The sequence below is a fragment of the Dehalogenimonas formicexedens genome (genome assembly GCF_001953175.1).
GTDB lineage: Bacteria > Chloroflexota > Dehalococcoidia > Dehalococcoidales > Dehalococcoidaceae > Dehalogenimonas > Dehalogenimonas formicexedens.
In genome coordinates this window covers 997,998-1,015,353 of the sequence record NZ_CP018258.1, presented here as the reverse complement: position 1 = coordinate 1,015,353, position 17,356 = coordinate 997,998, and the positions used below count along the sequence as shown (strand labels likewise).

At 56.5% G+C, this 17,356-nt stretch carries 19 protein-coding genes; 10 read left to right on the top strand and 9 right to left on the bottom strand.

Annotated elements, in window-relative coordinates; translation table 11 throughout:
• From Dform_RS05380 to Dform_RS05360, 5 genes are all read left to right on the top strand, one after another.
• The gene (locus Dform_RS05380) at nt 1-1,302 is read left to right on the top strand and encodes a homoserine dehydrogenase (RefSeq protein ID WP_076004098.1); all 1,302 of its coding nucleotides are present in this window, start codon (nt 1-3) and stop codon (nt 1,300-1,302) included.
• A 134-nt stretch (nt 1,303-1,436) separates the two neighbouring features.
• Nucleotides 1,437-2,489, top strand: coding sequence for a threonine synthase (thrC, locus tag Dform_RS05375; protein ID WP_076004097.1), 1,053 nt, complete (start codon nt 1,437-1,439; stop codon nt 2,487-2,489).
• Between the two features lie 98 nt (nt 2,490-2,587).
• Nucleotides 2,588-3,154, top strand: a complete 567-nt coding sequence (locus Dform_RS05370; RefSeq protein WP_076004096.1) for a flavin reductase family protein — start codon at nt 2,588-2,590, stop codon at nt 3,152-3,154.
• Between the two features lie 15 nt (nt 3,155-3,169).
• Entirely contained in the window at nt 3,170-3,733 is a 564-nt protein-coding gene (gene folE, locus Dform_RS05365; RefSeq protein ID WP_076004095.1) for a GTP cyclohydrolase I FolE, read from the top strand.
• Nucleotides 3,734-3,744: 11 nt separating this feature from the next.
• Entirely contained in the window at nt 3,745-4,167 is a 423-nt protein-coding gene (locus Dform_RS05360) for a rhodanese-like domain-containing protein (protein ID WP_225973738.1), read from the top strand.
• A 61-nt stretch (nt 4,168-4,228) separates the two neighbouring features.
• Here the strand turns inward: Dform_RS05360 and Dform_RS05355 are convergent, their stop codons facing one another.
• The 3 genes from Dform_RS05355 to Dform_RS05345 all read right to left on the bottom strand — a co-directional run bounded on the left by Dform_RS05355 (nt 4,229) and on the right by Dform_RS05345 (nt 7,002).
• The gene (locus Dform_RS05355; RefSeq protein WP_076004094.1) at nt 4,229-5,008 is read right to left on the bottom strand and encodes a carbon-nitrogen hydrolase family protein; all 780 of its coding nucleotides are present in this window, start codon (nt 5,006-5,008) and stop codon (nt 4,229-4,231) included.
• A 73-nt stretch (nt 5,009-5,081) separates the two neighbouring features.
• Entirely contained in the window at nt 5,082-5,783 is a 702-nt protein-coding gene (locus tag Dform_RS05350) for a response regulator transcription factor (RefSeq protein WP_083635366.1), read from the bottom strand.
• Nucleotides 5,776-7,002, bottom strand: a complete 1,227-nt coding sequence (locus tag Dform_RS05345) for a PAS domain-containing sensor histidine kinase (RefSeq protein WP_083635365.1) — start codon at nt 7,000-7,002, stop codon at nt 5,776-5,778. Before Dform_RS05345 ends, Dform_RS05350 begins: the two co-directional genes overlap by 8 nt.
• A gap of 61 nt (nt 7,003-7,063) precedes the next feature.
• On the opposite strand from Dform_RS05345, the gene Dform_RS05340 reads away from it, so the two are divergent.
• Nucleotides 7,064-7,387, top strand: a complete 324-nt coding sequence (locus tag Dform_RS05340) for a hypothetical protein (protein ID WP_076004093.1) — start codon at nt 7,064-7,066, stop codon at nt 7,385-7,387.
• A gap of 5 nt (nt 7,388-7,392) precedes the next feature.
• On the opposite strand, the gene Dform_RS05335 is transcribed toward Dform_RS05340, so the two are convergent.
• The 6 genes from Dform_RS05335 to Dform_RS05310 form a co-directional block, all read right to left on the bottom strand.
• Nucleotides 7,393-7,869, bottom strand: a complete 477-nt coding sequence (locus tag Dform_RS05335; protein ID WP_076004092.1) for a GNAT family N-acetyltransferase — start codon at nt 7,867-7,869, stop codon at nt 7,393-7,395.
• On the bottom strand, nt 7,866-8,861 hold the full coding sequence (locus Dform_RS05330; protein WP_076004091.1) for a D-alanine--D-alanine ligase family protein: 996 nt from the start codon (nt 8,859-8,861) through the stop codon (nt 7,866-7,868). The genes Dform_RS05335 and Dform_RS05330 overlap by 4 nt, the downstream gene beginning before the upstream one ends.
• A gap of 2 nt (nt 8,862-8,863) precedes the next feature.
• Nucleotides 8,864-9,865: a D-alanine--D-alanine ligase family protein gene (locus Dform_RS05325; RefSeq protein ID WP_076004090.1), complete on the bottom strand. Its 1,002-nt coding sequence runs from the start codon at nt 9,863-9,865 to the stop codon at nt 8,864-8,866.
• Nucleotides 9,837-11,138: a KamA family radical SAM protein gene (locus tag Dform_RS05320; RefSeq protein WP_076004089.1), complete on the bottom strand. Its 1,302-nt coding sequence runs from the start codon at nt 11,136-11,138 to the stop codon at nt 9,837-9,839. The genes Dform_RS05325 and Dform_RS05320 overlap by 29 nt, the downstream gene beginning before the upstream one ends.
• Before the next feature lie 126 nt (nt 11,139-11,264).
• A complete protein-coding gene (locus Dform_RS05315) occupies nt 11,265-12,578 on the bottom strand; it encodes an MFS transporter (protein ID WP_076004088.1) in 1,314 nt (437 codons plus the stop codon).
• Nucleotide 12,579: 1 nt separating this feature from the next.
• Nucleotides 12,580-13,836 (bottom strand): ArsB/NhaD family transporter, encoded by a 1,257-nt coding sequence (locus Dform_RS05310; RefSeq protein ID WP_076004087.1) that lies wholly within the window; start codon nt 13,834-13,836, stop codon nt 12,580-12,582.
• 341 nt (nt 13,837-14,177) lie between these two features.
• Here Dform_RS05310 and Dform_RS05300 point away from each other — a divergent pair, with 341 nt between their 5' ends.
• The 4 genes from Dform_RS05300 (at nt 14,178) to Dform_RS05285 (ending at nt 17,349) form a co-directional block, all read left to right on the top strand.
• Entirely contained in the window at nt 14,178-14,741 is a 564-nt protein-coding gene (locus Dform_RS05300; RefSeq protein WP_076004085.1) for a manganese efflux pump MntP, read from the top strand.
• 238 nt (nt 14,742-14,979) lie between these two features.
• The gene (locus Dform_RS05295; protein WP_076004084.1) at nt 14,980-15,438 is read left to right on the top strand and encodes a 4Fe-4S dicluster domain-containing protein; all 459 of its coding nucleotides are present in this window, start codon (nt 14,980-14,982) and stop codon (nt 15,436-15,438) included.
• Between the two features lie 4 nt (nt 15,439-15,442).
• A complete protein-coding gene (gene hisH / locus Dform_RS05290) occupies nt 15,443-16,057 on the top strand; it encodes an imidazole glycerol phosphate synthase subunit HisH (RefSeq protein WP_076004083.1) in 615 nt (204 codons plus the stop codon).
• A complete protein-coding gene (locus Dform_RS05285) occupies nt 16,057-17,349 on the top strand; it encodes an NAD(P)/FAD-dependent oxidoreductase (RefSeq protein ID WP_076004082.1) in 1,293 nt (430 codons plus the stop codon). Before hisH ends, Dform_RS05285 begins: the two co-directional genes overlap by 1 nt.
• Nucleotides 17,350-17,356: the final 7 nt, after the last annotated feature.

Here is a 17,356-nt window from a genome sequence, read left to right as displayed (position 1 = left end):
GTGAAGAAAAACAGCATCGGCATCGGGCTGATAGGGGTGGGGGTCATCGGCGGGGCGGTGGCGCGCGTTTTGCGTGACCGTTCGGCCAAACTGGCGGAACTGGCCGGGGCTCCGGTCGTCCTCCGGAAGATCAAGATAGCGCCCATAGACCTGACCCGGCCGATCATCAAGGAATTCCCCGCCGGAATATTCACAACCGATGAAGCCGAATTTTTCGGCGACCCGGACATCGACATCGTCGTCGAGGCCATCGGCGGCGAATTCCCGGCCTTCCACTACCTGGAAAAGGCCCTCATGGCCGGCAAGCACGTCGTGTCGTCCAACAAGGAAGTCGTTTCCAAGCACGCCGCCGAACTATTGGCGCTAGCCCGGAAAAACAACGTCGGGCTGCGCTTCGAGGCCTCCGTCGGCGGCGGCATCCCGCTATTGGAACCTTTCCAGTACGATCTTTCGGTCAACGAGATAAAAGGCATTTTCGCCATCATCAACGGCACCACCAACTATATCCTGACCCGCATGGCCCAGGAGGGCATCGAGTTCGCCGAGGCGCTCAAGCAGGCCCAGGCGCTGGGCTACGCCGAGGCCAACCCCAAGAACGACATCGAGGGCCATGACGCCGTTTACAAGCTGGCCATACTCTCGATGCTGGCCTTCGACACCGAGGTCAAACCGGAGAACATCTACCGGGAGGGGATCACCACCCTGGAGGGGCGCGATTTCCAGTATGCCAAAGAACTGGGTTTCGTCATCAAGCTGCTGGCTATCGCCAAGGAGTCCGACGGGCAGATAGAACTACGGGTCCACCCGGTGTTTTTGCCGGACGACAATTTCCTGGCTAACGTCGACGGCGTCTTTAACGCTGTCTTGACCACCGGCGACCTGGTGGGCGATGTCATCTTCTCCGGGCAGGGAGCCGGGCCCGCGCCGACGTCATCGGCCGTGGTGGCCGACGTCCTGGCCGCGGCGCAGGACGCGGCTTCGTGCGTCGGCAACCGGATGCGGTGGCGGCTGGATGGAGGCAAGAAGCTCATGCCGATGTCCGAGGTCGTTACCCGTTATTATTTCCGACTGAACGTAACTGATAAACCGGGCGTTTTAGCCCATATCGCCGGCATTTTCGGCGATAACAAGATCAGCATCGCCTCCGTGCTGCAGAAAGAAGTGGATGAAGCCACCGAAAGCGCCGAAGTAGTCATCATGACCCACCCGGCGAAAGAATCCGCGGTGCAGCAGGCCGTCGAAGCCCTACGCAGCCTCGATACCATCAAAGCGGTGCACAATTTTATCAGGGTAGGCATTTAACCGAAATCCGAAAATCGAATATCGAAATCCGAAACGCCTCAAGTGAAACCCGAGGCATTACACAAACTGGCATATGACGGGATTAGAATTATTCTACCCGGCCCACTCAATGGTCAGAAAGACAGGTAGGGAATATGAAAAGCGGGGTACTCTCTCACTATCGGCAATACCTCCCGGTAACGGATAAGACTCCGCTGCTGACTCTCGGGGAGGGCGAGACGCCGCTGGTCAGGTCGCCGAGGCTGGAAAAAGAGCTGGGCGTCGGCGAGCTGTATTTCAAACTGGAGAGCTGCAACCCGTCCGGGTCGTTCAAGGACCGGGGCATGGTGGTGGCGGTGGCCAAGGCGCTGGAGTCGGGCTATAAGGCAGTGGCCTGCGCCTCCACCGGCAACACCTCGGCGTCATCTTCCGCCTATGCCACCGCCGCGGGCATCGAGTCCATCATCATCATTCCCAAGGGCAAGATCGCCCTGGGCAAGCTGGCCCAGGCTATCGTCTACGGGGCCAAAATAATAATGGTTGACGGCAATTTCGACGACGCCCTGCGGCTGGTAAGGGAACTGACCGAAAAACAGCCGGTGGCGCTAGTCAATTCGGTTAATCCCAACCGCATCGAGGGCCAGAAAACCGCCGCCTTCGAGATCTGCGACGCCCTCGGCCGGGCGCCGGAACTGCTATTTCTGCCGGTGGGCAATGCCGGCAACATCACCGCGTACTGGAAGGGTTTCAAAGAATACCAGTCGGCGGGTATCATTTCATCGACGCCGAAGATGCTGGGCTTCCAGGCGGCGGGCGCCGCGCCCATCGTTCTGGGACACCCGGTCGAGAAACCGGAGACTATAGCTACCGCCATCCGCATCGGCAACCCGGCTTCGTGGAAGCAGGCGGTGGCGGCGCGGGACGAATCTCACGGCAATATCGAATCGGTCACCGACGAAGAGATACTTGAAGCCTACCACCTCATGGCGGCAAAGGGCGGCATTTTCGGCGAGCCCGCCTCGGCAGCATCACTGGCAGGGCTACTCAAGATGAGCCGGATGGGTTTTGATTTCAGCGGCCGGACGGCGGTGTGCGTCGTCACCGGCAGCGGGCTTAAGGACGCGGATACGGCGATCAAGGGCTTTTCCGGCAAGTTCATCGAGATCCCCGCCGAACTAAAGGCGCTGGAAAAAGCCCTGGGTTACTAGCCGGCAGTCGTTGCGTTTCAGGTTTCTCTTTCTTTCATAAGGGGCGCCCGGTGTTATAATGAAGTCGTCGATCAAAAGCCTTCTGGAGGGGCGTTCAGATGAAGCAGGTCTCCGAAAGCACCGGGGCGTTTTATCAGCACTATCCCCGGACGGCGGTTATCGTCTGCGCCTACCACGAGGGCAAGACGGACGCCATGACCTGCACCTGGCATTGCCCGCTTTCCTCCAAACCGCCGCTGTTCGGCATTTTGCTCTCTCCCAAGAGGTTCACTTACCAGTTAATCATCGACAGCGGGGAGTTTTCGGTGAATTTCATGGCCTCGGAGTCAGCCGGGTTGCTGGCGGCGGTGGGGGGTACGAAGGGGGCGACCACCGATAAATTCGCCGCGTTCAGTATCGCCAAGGATATTCCCCTGAAAACCAACGCTCCGGTGCTAGCCGACGCCTACGCCGCCTATGAGTGCAAACTGACCGAAACCCGGCAGTACGGCGACCACCAACTGATCGTTGGGGAGGTGGTAGCGGTACACTGGCTGGCCGAAGCTTTTTCCGAGGACGGGTCCCTGGACATGAAAGCGGTCACTCCGGCCTTTTACCTGGGCAACGACAAGTACATCACCAAGCAAAAATCGACGATAGATAAAGTCGAAAGAACGAGATCCTAAAACGGGAACCTGAAGATGATAGATGAAAAGATGATAAAAGGCGCGGTCGAAAACATTCTGACCGCAATTGGCGACGACCCGAAGCGCGAAGGACTCATCGACACGCCGCAAAGGGTTGCCCAGATGTACGCCGAGATTTTCGGGGGCATGAGGCAGAATCCGGTCGACGAACTCAAGGTGGGCTACGAGCTGGGGCACCGGGAGATGGTCATCCTTAAGGATATCCCGTTTTACTCGATGTGCGAACACCACCTGCTGCCGTTCTCCGGCGTCGCCCACGTCGGCTATGTTCCAGGGATAGACGGGCGGGTGGTTGGGATTTCCAAGCTGGCCAGGGTGGTCGATATCATCGCCCGGCGGCCGCAGATCCAGGAACGGATGGCTACCGAAATCGCCGACGCCATCATGGAAGGGCTTAAGCCTGACGGGGTGGGGGTGGTCATCGAGGCCGAGCACATGTGTATGACGATGCGGGGCATCAAGAAGCCGGGAGCCAAAGTGGTAACCAGCGCCCTCCGCGGTATTTTCTCGAAGAAGGCGGCGACCCGCGCCGAATTTATGTCGCTGATTCAGAAATAGGACGAGTGTAGTTGAAAAAATTAAAGGTTTTGATTATGACGGCTCTGTTAACAGCAACTTTCGTGGGCTGCGCCGGGAGCCCTTCGGACACGGCGCCCAACCAGACTATCCGCAAGATAAGTGTTGCCGAGGCCAAAACCTTGATCCAGACCAACGCCGGCAAAGCCGATTTCGTGGTGCTTGACGTTCGAACGCCTTCGGAATTCAGCCAGGGACACCTGTCCGGGGCGATCAATATAGACTATAACGCCGGAAATTTCCAGGCTGAAGTCTCCAAGCTCGATAAGAACAAACGCTACCTGGTTTATTGCCGGACGTCACACCGGTCGGGCCTGGCGGTGGACATTATGAAAGACCTTGGATTCAAAGAAGTATACGACATGGACGGCGGTATCGAGGCGTGGATGTCGGCGGGTTACCCGGTGGTAAGTTAAAATACAGGGATTTATCTCGCCCCACCTTAGTCCTCTCCCACAGCGCCGTGAGAGAGGAAATTTACGAGACGGGTACCACCTCAAAGTCGGCCTGGAGCGGGACTTTCTTATCCAAATCCCAATCAAAAAGAAGGATCACCGATCCGGGTCCGTAGTGACTCAGTAATCGTTTACCACCTACGGAGACGACGCTGGGGGCATCTTCGAAGCTGAGTTCCGCCTCAACACCGGTACGGTTGCAGACCCAGACCGGAACATCATTCTCAAATGATCGCTTTTCCCAGCAGTCTTCCGGCGGGCACGGCCTTTCCCCCCAATTGGCTCCGGAAATCAGAAGTTCGGCGCCCTTGGAGGCCAGTTCACGGGCGATAGACGGGCGCCAGGCATCCGCGCAGATAAGCACGCCGATCTTGAACTGGGGCAGTTCGATAATTTCGGCACTGTCATTGATCCCTGACCATGACTCCAGGGTGTGGGAGGGGTGAATGTTGATCTTCCGGTGCTTGCCGGAATATTGGCTGTCTCCAGTCAGGGCGAACATGGTGTTGTAAAGCTGGCCGGTCCTGGCATCACGTTCGGCGGTGGCCAGTAGCAGGGTTATCCCCAGATCTGCGGCCAGGGTATTCATTCGATCTAGCCACGCTTTCGATTCCGGACCAACCCAATCCGTCCCGATGTGATCGCGGAAATGGTAGCCGCTCTCGACGAGTTCGGGGGTGACGATGAACCGGGCGCCGCTGGCGGCAGCGAGACGCACGGCTCTCTCGACCAGCGCACGGTTGAAATCGAGTTCCCCGGGGCGGGGATCGAGATGCAGCAGGGCGACTTTCAGGACGGGCATTACTTGATAAAACCTCGATGAAAAAAGCAAATTCAAAGAAAGAGGCGGGTTTTCTGCCCGCCTCTTAAAAATCCTATTCAGGCTTGGCTAACTGGTAGCCGGCGCCGATGCGGGTGAGCAGCAGCTTGGGATCACTGGGATTCTCTTCAATCTTCTCGCGGAGATGGCGGACGTAGACCTTCAGGCTCTCGGCAGCGCCGGGGTATTCCTCACCCCACAGGGCTTTTGCCAGGACGGCATGAGATACAGGGTGACCGACGTGGCGCATGAGTTGTCCTAGGACGATACCTTCGGTACGGGTCAGATTGATCTTTTTGCCCTTCAGGGTGAGATCACGGATCGAAGGGCCGAGAGTCATGCCGCCGATGGCCAGAGGTAATTCCTCGGAGACTGCTTCCTGACGCCGCAGAACGGCTTTAACCCGAGCCAGAAGTTCCATCTGGCGGAAGGGCTTGACAATGTATTCATCCGCGCCAAGTTCCAAGCCGCGGACAATATCGGTCTCTTCCCCGCGAGCGGTCAGGATGATGACCGGGACGTGGCTGAAACGCCTAATTTCTTTCAAAACATTATAGCCGCTGGTATCTGGCAATCCCAGGTCAAGGATGACGAGGTCGGGATTGTGTTTCTCCACCAGGGTCAATCCCTCCTGGCCTGAATCGGTCGAGAGGAAGGTGGCCTGAGGCCACCTGATTTTGAAGGTCAGAGTTACCGCCTCGATAATCTCGGCATCGTCTTCGACCAGTACCACGGTCAGTTCTGGTTTATTAACCATCTCTCTCCACTTTCATCGCCAGAGGCAGTGTGAAGTAAAATGTACTGCCACGGCCTTTCTCGCTTTCGAACCAGATGTCTCCGCCTTGAAGGGTAACCAGCATTTTACATAAGGTGAGGCCGATACCCATGCCGTCGTTCTGATCAAGTTCGTCCTCAACCCGGTAGTAGGGTTTGAAGATATGAGCCTGCTCCTCGGGCGACATCCCACGCCCGGTATCGGCGATGCTCAGTTGAAGCATTTTACCACTAACGGTTGCGCCAATGGTAATCTGCCCGCCGCGCTGCGTGAACTTGGCCGCGTTATTGAGAAGATTGAGCAAAACCTGGCGCAAGCGGTCCTCATCAGCGGTAACCAGGGGGATGTCATCATCGATTTCCAGTTCGAGAGACTGTTGCTTACGATCGAACTGGGGCGAGACCTCAGTCGCCAGGTCGAGGAGCAAAGGTGATATATTTAGCGGTTGAGTCCGAACTTTGAGGACACCCATTTCGCCGCGAGCAAAATCCAGCAGATCGTTGATGCGGCGCTCCAAATTCATGGCGCCTCGGTAGATGTTGCCGGCCAAACGCAGTTCAGTTTCGCCCTGAGAGATTTCTAGCAAGGCTTCACCAGAGGCAATAAGCGGGGTGAGCGGAGTTTTCAGTTCGTGGACCAGGGCGCGGGTAAAATCCACCCTCTTACCGATTTCTGTTTCAAGGTCCTGCCTTAATTTTTTCTCGCGGTTATACGCCTCTGTAAGCGATTTGGATTCGGCTTTCCGCGCCGAAATGTCGCGGGCGATGGAAAGCATGACTGTCTTTTCACCCAGTTTAAAGATGTGAGCGCTGATTTCGATCGGGACGTAGGTCCCGTCGCAGGTCCGATAGGCGGATTCAAACGTGCTGTATTCTTCTGTTGCCAATTTGCCCAGGATGTCCGACATTTCATTGAGCGACATCGGCGAGATAACGGTCAACGGCATCCCCGGCATGTCGCCAATGAGATAACCTAACCGGCGGGCGGCTGTCTCGTTGGCTTCGATCAACACCGGAGAAACGCCGGGCTTCAATTCCCACAGAAAAATGGCATCGCCGGCATTGTGGAAGAGCATGCGGAACTTGCTCTCGCTCTGTTGCAGCTCCTCATGTTCCCCGGGGTCACAGGAGGCTGCCTTTTGGGTGCTCGAAGCGGCTTGGCCTTGAGACGAATGGTCCAGCCCGTTGGATTTATCAAGCATATAAATTACATTATACTATACGAACAAGATTCAGGTCATAAACTGGGAAACGACCGCATCAATGACGATCGAACATTCGAAAAATATTAATACTGACGATGACTCTGAAGAATTGCTGCGCTGCCGCTGCCAGGAATGCGATACTTCAAAAAAGAGGGCATGCAACAGCACCAGGCTCAAGGAGTTGCTCGGCAACCTGTTCGACGAATCACCAGGAGACAAGTTTCGGGGACTCTATTGCCGAAAAGATGATGCAGCGTCGGTGGGGGAAGAGAAAACAGGCGATCCCGTTTGTCTTTGCGGCGAGTGCGAACTGGCCGAAGGCGATGGGCGATTTTATTGCACATACTGTAAACCTTCGGATGGACAACCTGAAGAGCGGTAGCCGGCTTAATCCAGTTTTTTAAAGAAAATCACCAGATCATCGCCGCGGTCATAGAAATCCGGAATCCGCACGATCTCCTTGAAACCGCACTTCATGTGAAACCGGCGTGTTTTATCGTAGAGCGGCGTTGAGGAAGTTTCCAGGGTTATCTGCCAGCCGCCCAGGCTCTTGATCGCTTCTTCAGCCCGGTGCATAAGCTCTTGCCCAATGCCTTTGCCCTGTTCAGAGGGGGCCACAGCCGCCCAGTAGATCTCCCAGTTGCCTTTGGACAGCGGCGTATTGCCATAGGTGACATAGCCTACGGGCCGGCCGTCCTCGAGGCCGACAATGGTGTAGTACCCTGATTCATGCGATTCATCCAAAGAATCGTCTAGTACTTCCTCGGCTACCGGCAGTTCATCCGGAGCGAATTCCGGTATCCGCTTGAGGAAAGCGGTAATGGCGGGGCGGTCGGCAGCAGTAAGTTCACGGTAGGTTATCATGTTTTCTCCAGGGCAAATTCGATAATCCGTTTCACCATGCCCTTATAAGACAACCCGGCTTTTTTGGCCTGACGGACGGTGCCGGCATCGGGGGAGAGGTCTGGATTGGCGTTGACTTCCATCACCACCGGTTGTCCCTCGGAATCAAGCCTCATATCGACTCTTGCATAGCCTCGGCAGCCGATGGCATTAAAAGCCGCCAAAGCGGTCGATCTAAGATCGGAGGCAAGTTCAGGGGTAATGTCAGCCGGGCACTTAACATTGGTATTTTGAAAATAGGAACTCTCGGGTTCCCATTTAGCTGCAAAAGTCAGAATCTTGGGCAGGCCGGGAGGAAGGGTGTAGATAATCTCCGAAAGCGGCAAGACCTCGGGAACGTCGTTACCGAACACGGTGACATTGAATTCACGCCCGGGCAGGAATTCCTCGACCAGGGCCGGGGCGCTGTCGTACCGTTCGACGGAGGCCTGCACTTCCCGGAAGAGGGCACCGGTATCAAATACTACGCTGTTTTCCGATAGACCGTGGGAGGCGTCATCCGCCTGTGGTTTCACGATGCACGGAAATTTCAAGTGAAAGTTCGACAAATATCCGGTTTCGAGCAGCTGCTGAGCGGCGGTTCGGATACCGCGGTGGCGCAACCGGCTGGCCGCGGCCGCTTTATCAAGAGCCAATAAAAGCGCCGATGACGGCGAGCCGGTGAACGGGAGCCCCAAGTCCTCAAGGCATCCGGCGACCTCGGCCTCGGTCCTCGGCAGACCGGCGAAACCTTCGAAGAGATTGAAAACGCAGTCCGCCTTGACCGTTGCCAGTGTCTTTCTGACGCTCTCCAACGGCGGCAACAGGGGGAATTCGATCAGATTATGGCCAAGCGCCCGGATTGAGCGGCGGACCGCTCTGACCGCCTCCAGGACGCCCGACTCGGCTTTCGATTCGCCGCGGGCGTCGTAGAGAGAAGGGATCGGAGCATTATATATGAGGGCTATTTGCATAACTAAGGGTATCGGGAAATGGCGTTTTCCAGGATGGTCACAATCAACCTGGCATGGCTCCATCCCATTCCGGTGGCAATGATGAACAGATCGCTGTCCAGCGATAAACCGGGCAACGGGTTGACCTCCAGAAAATGCGGCGTGCCGTCCGCGGCGATGCGGAAATCCATGCGGGTGAAATCCCGGCAACCAAGGGTGCCGAAAACGGTGAGCGCCTGCGATTTGATGCGATCAATGACAGCCGGCGGAAGCTGTGCCGGAAACTCGTAGTCGACCAGCTTTTTGTAGTCCCGCTTGACCTCGAGGGAATAGATAAACGGGCCATTTTTCTGCCGGGGCACGATGCGCATAGGCAGCACCAGGGGTTGGGGCTTGCCCGGGGAGATATTGCCGATGACACCGCAGGTGACTTCATCGCCATCGATAAACTCTTCAGCTATCACAGCCTGCCCGTAACCTTCGAAAAGCTTTTCGACGTGATCAATTACCTCCGCAGGACTACCGGCGGTCGACGTCAGGCGGATGCCCTTGCTGGAACCTTCGAAAGCCGGCTTCACGAAGGCGGGAAACCGGAAGTCATCCCAGTCTGCATGTCTAGCCTCTTCAGGTTTAGCGAAGAAGCGCCATTGCGGGGTCTTCACCCCGGCCAACTGGACGATTTGCTTGGTCAGCGGCTTGTCCAGGGCAATAGCCAGGGTCTGCGGATCCGCCCCCGAATAGGGTATGCCCAGCATTTCCAGTACCGACGGCACCTGGGCTTCCCGTGAACGGTAGGCGCCGCGGCCCTCGGAGATGTTGAAGACGAAATCAACCGGGTTGCCCAAAACGTTGTCTAAAAATTCGCGACCGCCGCCGAGTTTGACCGGCTGGTGGCCGGCTTGCTCGATGGCGGCGGCGAGAAGATTCACCGTTTCGGCTGAATCGTATTCTTCTAAAGCATCAACTGGGGCAGCGGGCGTAGCGGTGATGGATTGTTTAAGGTCGTACGCCAGCCCTATTTTCATTCTTTACCTCAGTTACAGTCCAATCAAGCGAAAGTTGGGGTACGGGTGGTGAGACCGGCCTTGGTTTACGCGGCGCCGGGGCCGGCTTGGGATTGGCGAAATGGCTGATGTGCCCCTCGTAGTTTCTGACCACGAGTTCGCTGTCGGTACGGGTAAGGACGTAATTCGGAGTCATCGGAATCTTGCCCCGGCCGTCGGGAAGGTCTATGACATAGTTCGGGATGGCAAGGCCGGATGTATGGCCGCGCATACCTTCAATGATTCGCAAACCGACTTCGACGGGCGTCCACAGGTGTTCGGTACCCTGTACCTGGTCGCACTGGAAGAGATAGTACGGGCGGACCTTGGCCTTCAGGAGTCCGTGGCAAAGCTTGAGCTGAGATTCCACGGTATCGTTGATACTTCGGAGCAGCACGCTCTGGTTGTTGACCTGGACGCCAGCCCGCAGCAAGCGGTCGCAGGCGGCAGCGGCTTCCGGGGTGATTTCATTCACATGGTTGAAATGGGTATTCAGCCAGATAGGGCCGTATTTCGAAAGCATGGCGCAGAGTTCTTCGTCGATCCGTTGCGGCAGGACCACCGGGAAACGGGTGCCGATGCGGATGATCTCGACGTGCTTGATCTGGCGCAGGGCGATGAGGACTTTCTCCAATTGATGGGTGGAGAGGGTCAACGGATCGCCGCCGGAGATGATGACATCCCGGATCTGGGGATTCTTGCGGATGTAATCCAGCATGCGCTCGACCTGTTCCGGGGTGTGGATCCAGCCGCCGTGCTGCCATTCACGCTTGCGGGTGCAATGGCGGCAGAGCATGGCGCAAATGTCGGTCAGGACCATCAGCACGCGGTCGGGGTAGCGGTGGACCAGGCCGGGGACGACCGAATCCCGCTCTTCCGCCAGGGGATCCTCGTTGCCGGTGCCGGCGGCGGTTTCCAACGTCGAGGGGACTGCCTGGAGACGGACGGGGTCATTGGGATCTGAAAGGTCCATCAAGGAAAGATAATAAGGGGTAATAGCTAAAGGAAAGCGGGCCGTTACCAGTTTGAGACGGGTTTTTTCCTTTACGGACATGGGAATAAAACGGATGAGGTCTTCGATGGAGGTGATTCGGTTCTTGAAATGCCAGTGCCAGTCATTCCACTGGGCGTCGCTGACATCGGGGTAGAACTTGAGGCGGAAACTTTGTGACGAAGTAAGGGGAGGTTCGTCAGCTTCGTGCGAACACGAGGGAGGATCAGCCGGGTCTTCGGTAATCAGGGTCTCTTCTTTCACTTGATGCTCCTAGAAATTTGAATTGTATTCATTGTAGCAAACCTGTACCTGACGTCAAGAACGTTCTAGCTTTGGTTTAGCTATGAATAAAAAATATTTTTAATGCTGACGAGAACCCCCGCTACGCTAGTCGATGAAACGCTGGAAAGCCCTGAGAACCCGGAGCGCCAAAGAAGAAGGAGCCTGGGAGAGAATGGGCATCCGGTCAACCCGTTTTGACCTGCCGAGGCTCGGGAGTATGAACACCGTAACCGCGCCGCGCAAAATCCCGGAGATCAAAAACAGGGTCAGGAGCGATTGCCCGGATATTTCCGGAAGTCTGGTGGCGATCAGTCCCCCGACGGCCGCTCCGATACACATAGCCGTACCTGAGAGGGCATTGAAGACAGCGATCGCCCGGGTGCGCCGTTCCGGCGCGGCAGCCTCATAGAGGAGATTGGTACCGGACAAATTGAAACCGCTCCAGGCAAACCCGGAAAACACCTGGATGACGATAAGATAAATGATGTTATGGCCGGCAAGCCACAACACCGGCACCAGCGGGATCATGAGCGCCGTCACCCGGACGATCTGAAGATGGCCGGATCTATCGGCGCGCCTTCCCCAGAACCCCATGAACAGGAAATTGGCGACGCTGGCCGACGCGGTGACGACAACAAAAGCCCCATACCCGAAGCCCAGATCGTTCAGCATGTAAACCGCAAAGAACGGCGAGGCGACATAGGTGGCCAGCATCATTGCCCCAACGAACAGGCTGAGACGGCCTACCGGGGTGGCGGGCAGGGTCTTCAATTCATGAAAGGGATGCCACGGATCATTGCACCGACGCATCGGCGGTTCGTACATTTTGGAAAGGAAGTAAGCGGAGGCCAGGCGGAAGATAACCGCCGCGCCAAACAACAGGCCGAAACCCAGCATAATCTGGTTCGATGACGCCTGCAGTACCAGCCCGCCGAGGAAAAAGCAGGCCAGCAGGGTAGCGCCGCCGATCCGGTTACGGAAGCCGAAATAGCGGCCCCGCATACCGGCGGGAACAAGATCGGCCATCATACTGCCCCAGGCGGGGTTCCCCAGGGCGCCGAAAACGCTGCCGGCAGTGAACAGCGCGATGAGCCACCATACCGCCATGTTGTGGAAAAGCTGGGGCATGATAAATATCGGCAGCCAGAGGACAGCCTGGGTGATAACCATGGGCACCAGGAGACTTTTTCGACTCCGCAGCCTTTCGGAAATCCAGGGGGAACCCAGTTGCGACAAAGCCAGAGCAAGATTGGGCAGGCTGGCAAGCAAACCTATCTGGGCGGTGGAAGCCTTGAGGGCAAGGGCGAACGGGGACATGAAGTCCTGGGTCAGACCCATCATGGCGTTGAACGCGGCGCCATCGAAGACCGAAAGCCTCAGGCTTTTATTTACCGTCGGATTGGTGGTGAAACTTTTCATATCAACTCAAGAGATACAGGACTAAACTGCCGCACAGGAGGGCGGCCGGAGTCACCAGTAGTCCCAGTTTCAGGAATGAACCGGCGGTGACGTTGAGCCCCCGCCGGCGGAGGATGAGCAGCCACAGCATTGAAGACAACGATCCCATGACGGCGATATTAGGTCCCAGGGCGGCGCCAAGGATAGCCTGGTAGGGTAAACCCGGATTGGCGGCGACGGCGTCCGGGGCACCTGAAAGGGTGGTCACGGAGACCATCATCATCGGCCAGTTGTTCATCAGATTGGAGCCAGCCGCGGTGCCGAAAGAGGTTGCCAGGGCGCCAGGCAGTTCCCCGTGGCCAAGGAGGCGAGCGAAAGATTCACCGAGGCTTTGAGTGACTCCGCTTGCTTCCAACCCCCGGACCAGGACGGCCAAGCCAGCGACGAACAGGAGAATGGACCAGCTTATCGAGCGGGAAATCTCGGACAATCTTATTTTTCGCCCTGCAAAAACGCCGAGTAGAGTCAAGGCTCCAATGAGCACCGGCACCGAGAGAGGCCAGCCATTAAGGGAAAATACGACGTAACCAAGGGCGATCAAGATCAAGACCGCGACAACGGGGCGGTCCAGCTTTCGGGAACTTACCTTCATCGAGAAATCCCCGAGAGAGAAGACTGACTGAATTTCTCTCCGGAAGATATACAGGAACAGGCCGACGGTCACCGCGATGACAACCATGCTCGGCAGCAACAGGTGAGCCAGGTAATCGCCGAGGCGAAGATCAAAGGCGTCGACAGCTACGAGGTTTACCGGATTGGCAACCGGCAACAGGAAAGACGCGGCGTTGGCGATGAAGGCGCAGGCGAAGACATAGGGTATGGGATCAACCTCGAGATGCCTGACCAGAAGAAACACGACCGGGGTCAGCATTAAAGCCGTGGCATCGTTGGATAACAAAGCGGTGACGACCACGCCGATGCCGAAGACTATCAGGAGGAGCCGCCTGCCGCTGCCGCGCGACAGCACCACAGCTTTTTCGGTAACCGTTTCGAACAATCCGGCAGATTCTGCGATAGCCGCGACGATCATCAGCCCCAGGAAAAAGCCGAGCACGTTCAGATTGTTTTCTAGGGCGTTCAAAGCGTCGCCGGCCGAAAGACGGCCTGCCGCTACCATGGCGGCGGCGCCGAGTGAGGCGATCAGGGCTTCGGACAGGCGCCAGGGGCGCCAGATGATTCCGGCAATGGTTAGAAAGAAAACGATTAAACTGGCGATCATTCAACGGTCGGCAGCGGGGGAAGAGAAGACGTTGGGTCTTCTTTAATAGCAGGATAGGTTGCTACGGCGTCTGCGGCTAGCGCGCATGGGGCAGTTCGGGGGAAAATATCCGGGGCTGCGGACCACGGTAAAGTTCGCGAGGCGTTCCTGTTTGCCGGTCACTCCTTGGCTTAAAAAGCCTGTCACCTCCGGAAACCGGAGGCCTCCTCCGACAGATGCAAGGATGATACCACCCCGGACTTTATACTTCAAGGATTGGACGAACGAAATGGCTGAAACCCACAAGGTAAAGGCCGAAATTATTTGAGGCGCCCGGGCTTGTCTGTTACACTTGCTGACCTATGGATTTTATTGCCGTATTGCTGGTTGCCTTGAGCCTTTCCGCCGACTGCCTGGCGGTATCGATCTGCGGCAGCATCAGCATGGGAAGAGCCCTGAACCAGGCTAAAGCACTCAAGGTGGCGGCCTTTTTCGGTTTGTTCCAATTCGGGATGATCCTGGCCGGCTTTGTTGCCGGCAGCACGCTCACGAACATCATCCAGAGTTTCGACCACTGGATCGCCTTCGGACTGCTGGCACTCATCGGCGGTCACATGATCAAAGAATCCTTCGAAAAAGAAGAAGAGTGCGAAGTTGTCGACATCAGCAAAGGAAGAACACTGGTCGGGCTTTCGATCGCGACCAGCATCGATTCCCTGGCGGCCGGGCTGACTTTTGCGCTGATCGATGTTTCCATTTTGCCGGCAAGCCTGCTTGTCGGGATTACCGCATTCACCGTTACCCTTATCGGCGTCTGGCTGGGGAGGCGGGTGGGCGATATCGTCGGGAAGCGGGCCGAACTTATCGGGGGGCTGGTGCTTATCGTCATAGGTCTGAAGGTGCTCCTCGACGGCCTCAATGGATAAACGGCAAATTAACATAATATTTGGGACTTCAGGTACCTGTGACACATTGAAATACGGCAAAACGCTTACGGTAATTGCCGTACAATTGATCCGCGATCGGTTTATTCCAATCGATCGAAGCGTTTCAAACGAGAAACAAGTTTGAAACAAAACCTTTGACAGGCTATAATAGGTCTGGTATCATCTTTGCTTACCCGTTGGTAAATGACTGCCGTATTTTCGGCGCCGCAGGTGGGGTATGAAAAAGATCCAGATCAAGAAAGAAGTCTGCATCGGATGCGGGTTGTGCCGCGTGTACTGCGCAACCCAACATTCCAACTCGAAGGACATCCTCAAAGCCTTCCACAAGGAATCCGCCAAGCCCATCCCGCGGCTTAAGGTCGAGCGGCAGAATGAGACGAGCTTTTCCGTTCCCTGCCGTCACTGCGATGAACCGTGGTGCGTTTATTCCTGCCTCACCGGGGCCATGAGCAAGGACCCGGTCACCGGAGTGGTGACCTCAGATCCTGAGAAGTGCATTGGCTGCTGGACCTGCGTCGTGTCGTGCCCCAACAGCGCTTTGGTGAAAGATAAAACAACCAAAATAGTCAGAAAATGCGATTTTTGCCCCGGCCTGGAAACACCGGCCTGCGTGGCGAATTGCCCTAATGAAGCTATCATCCTGATCGAGACCGAGACTGTCGCTCAAAAGAAGTAACCGCATGATCGCCATCATAGATTACGGAGCCGGGAATTTGCGCTCGGTGGCAAATGCGATCGCGCTGCTCGGTTATGACGCCAAAATCACAAGCTCCCCGGATGATATCGTCAAGGCTGATGCCGTTTTTCTACCGGGAGTCGGCGCCGCCGCCGATACAGTCAGTTCGCTCAAGGCGCACGGTCTCGATGATGCCCTGAAAGAAGTCATTGCCAGGGAAACGCCTTTTTTTGCCGTTTGCGTGGGGCTCCAGGTGCTCTTTGAAGAAACCGAAGAAGGCGGCGGTTGCCAGTGCCTGGGGCTGCTGCCGGGCAAGGTCCGCAAGCTGCCCGCCGGCGTCAAGGTGCCGCATATCGGATGGAACAACGTCAAAAACACAAGAGCGCATACTTTATTCAACGGCATCGACGATGATTCGTTTTTCTACTTCGTCCACAGCTACTACGTCGAACCCGACCTGGGGACGGAGGTCATCGGCACGACCGATTACGGCCTAAACTTCACCAGCGCCATCGCCCGGGGCAACCTGGTAGCCACCCAGTTCCATCCCGAGAAGAGCGGCGCGGCGGGGCTCAAAATGTACGACAATTTTTTGAAATCAGCGATTAGGGGAAACTGATGAAAACGAAGTACCTGATCATCGGCAATTCAGCCGGGGGTATCGGAGCCGCGGAGGCTATCCGGGAAATCGACAAGCTGGGGATCATCACCATCGTCGGTGAAGAGCCTTTCGAGGCCTATTCCCGGCCCCTGATTTCGAAGTATGTTGCCGGTGAATATACACCCGAAACGATGCGCATACGATCCGAAAAATTTTACGAAAACAATAATATCGATGTCGTCATGGGCCACAAGGCTTATAAGATGGACACCGCGGCGAAAACGGTAACCCTGGATGACGGCACCGAAATCGAGTACCAGAAACTGCTTATCGCCACCGGCGGCAAACCGATCGTACCTAAAATGGAAGGCATGGGTAAAGCCGGCATTTTCAATTTCATCACCTTGTCCGATGCCAAGAAAGTTGAAGAATACCTGCCGAACGTGCGCCGCGCGGTGGTCATCGGCGGCGGCCTTATCGGCATCTCGGCAACCGAGGCTTTGGTCAAACGTGGCATCAAGTGCACGGTGGTCGAGATGAAAAGCTATCCTTTGAACACCATCCTCGACGAGCCGGCGGGACGCATAGCGGAGATGGCGATCAAAAAGTACGGCGTCAACATGATGACCGGCCGCACCGTGGCGCGGATCCTTGGCGAAGACAAGGTCACCGGCGTCGTCTATGACGACGGTCACGAGATGGTGTGCGACATGGTGGTAGTTGCCGTCGGCGTTTTCCCGCGGATAGAACTCGCGCAGGCTGCGGGCATCACGGTCAACCGCGGCATCGTCGTCGACAACCACATGATGACCAGCGTCCAGGACGTGTACGCCTGCGGTGACGCTTCCGAAGCATATGATTACGTTTACGGTTCCGGACGGTTGTCGCCGGTCTGGCCTAACGCCTACATTGGGGGCCGGGTGGCCGGCTACAACATGGCTGGTTCGCCAACCCGTTACCGCGGCGGCACGGCGATGAACTCGCTGAACTATTTTGGATTGGAAATGGCAACCGCCGGTATGGCATCGCCGCCATCGCCGGAGGGGTATGAAGTATTGAAGAGCGAAGGTCCCGGCAGCTACCGCAAGCTGGTGATCAACTCCGAGGACAAACTGGTAGGCATGATCTTCCTGGGCGATATCGACAAGGCTGGTGTGTATTTCGGCCTGATGCGCGACCGCATACCGGTGACGGCATTCAAGAAAAAACTATTGTCCGACGATTTCGGACTGGCGCAATTACCGAAGGAAGTGATCGAAGAGCGCCTGACCGGAGCGACGGCGGGCCGGGTCAAGATCGGCGAAGCCTGAACAAATA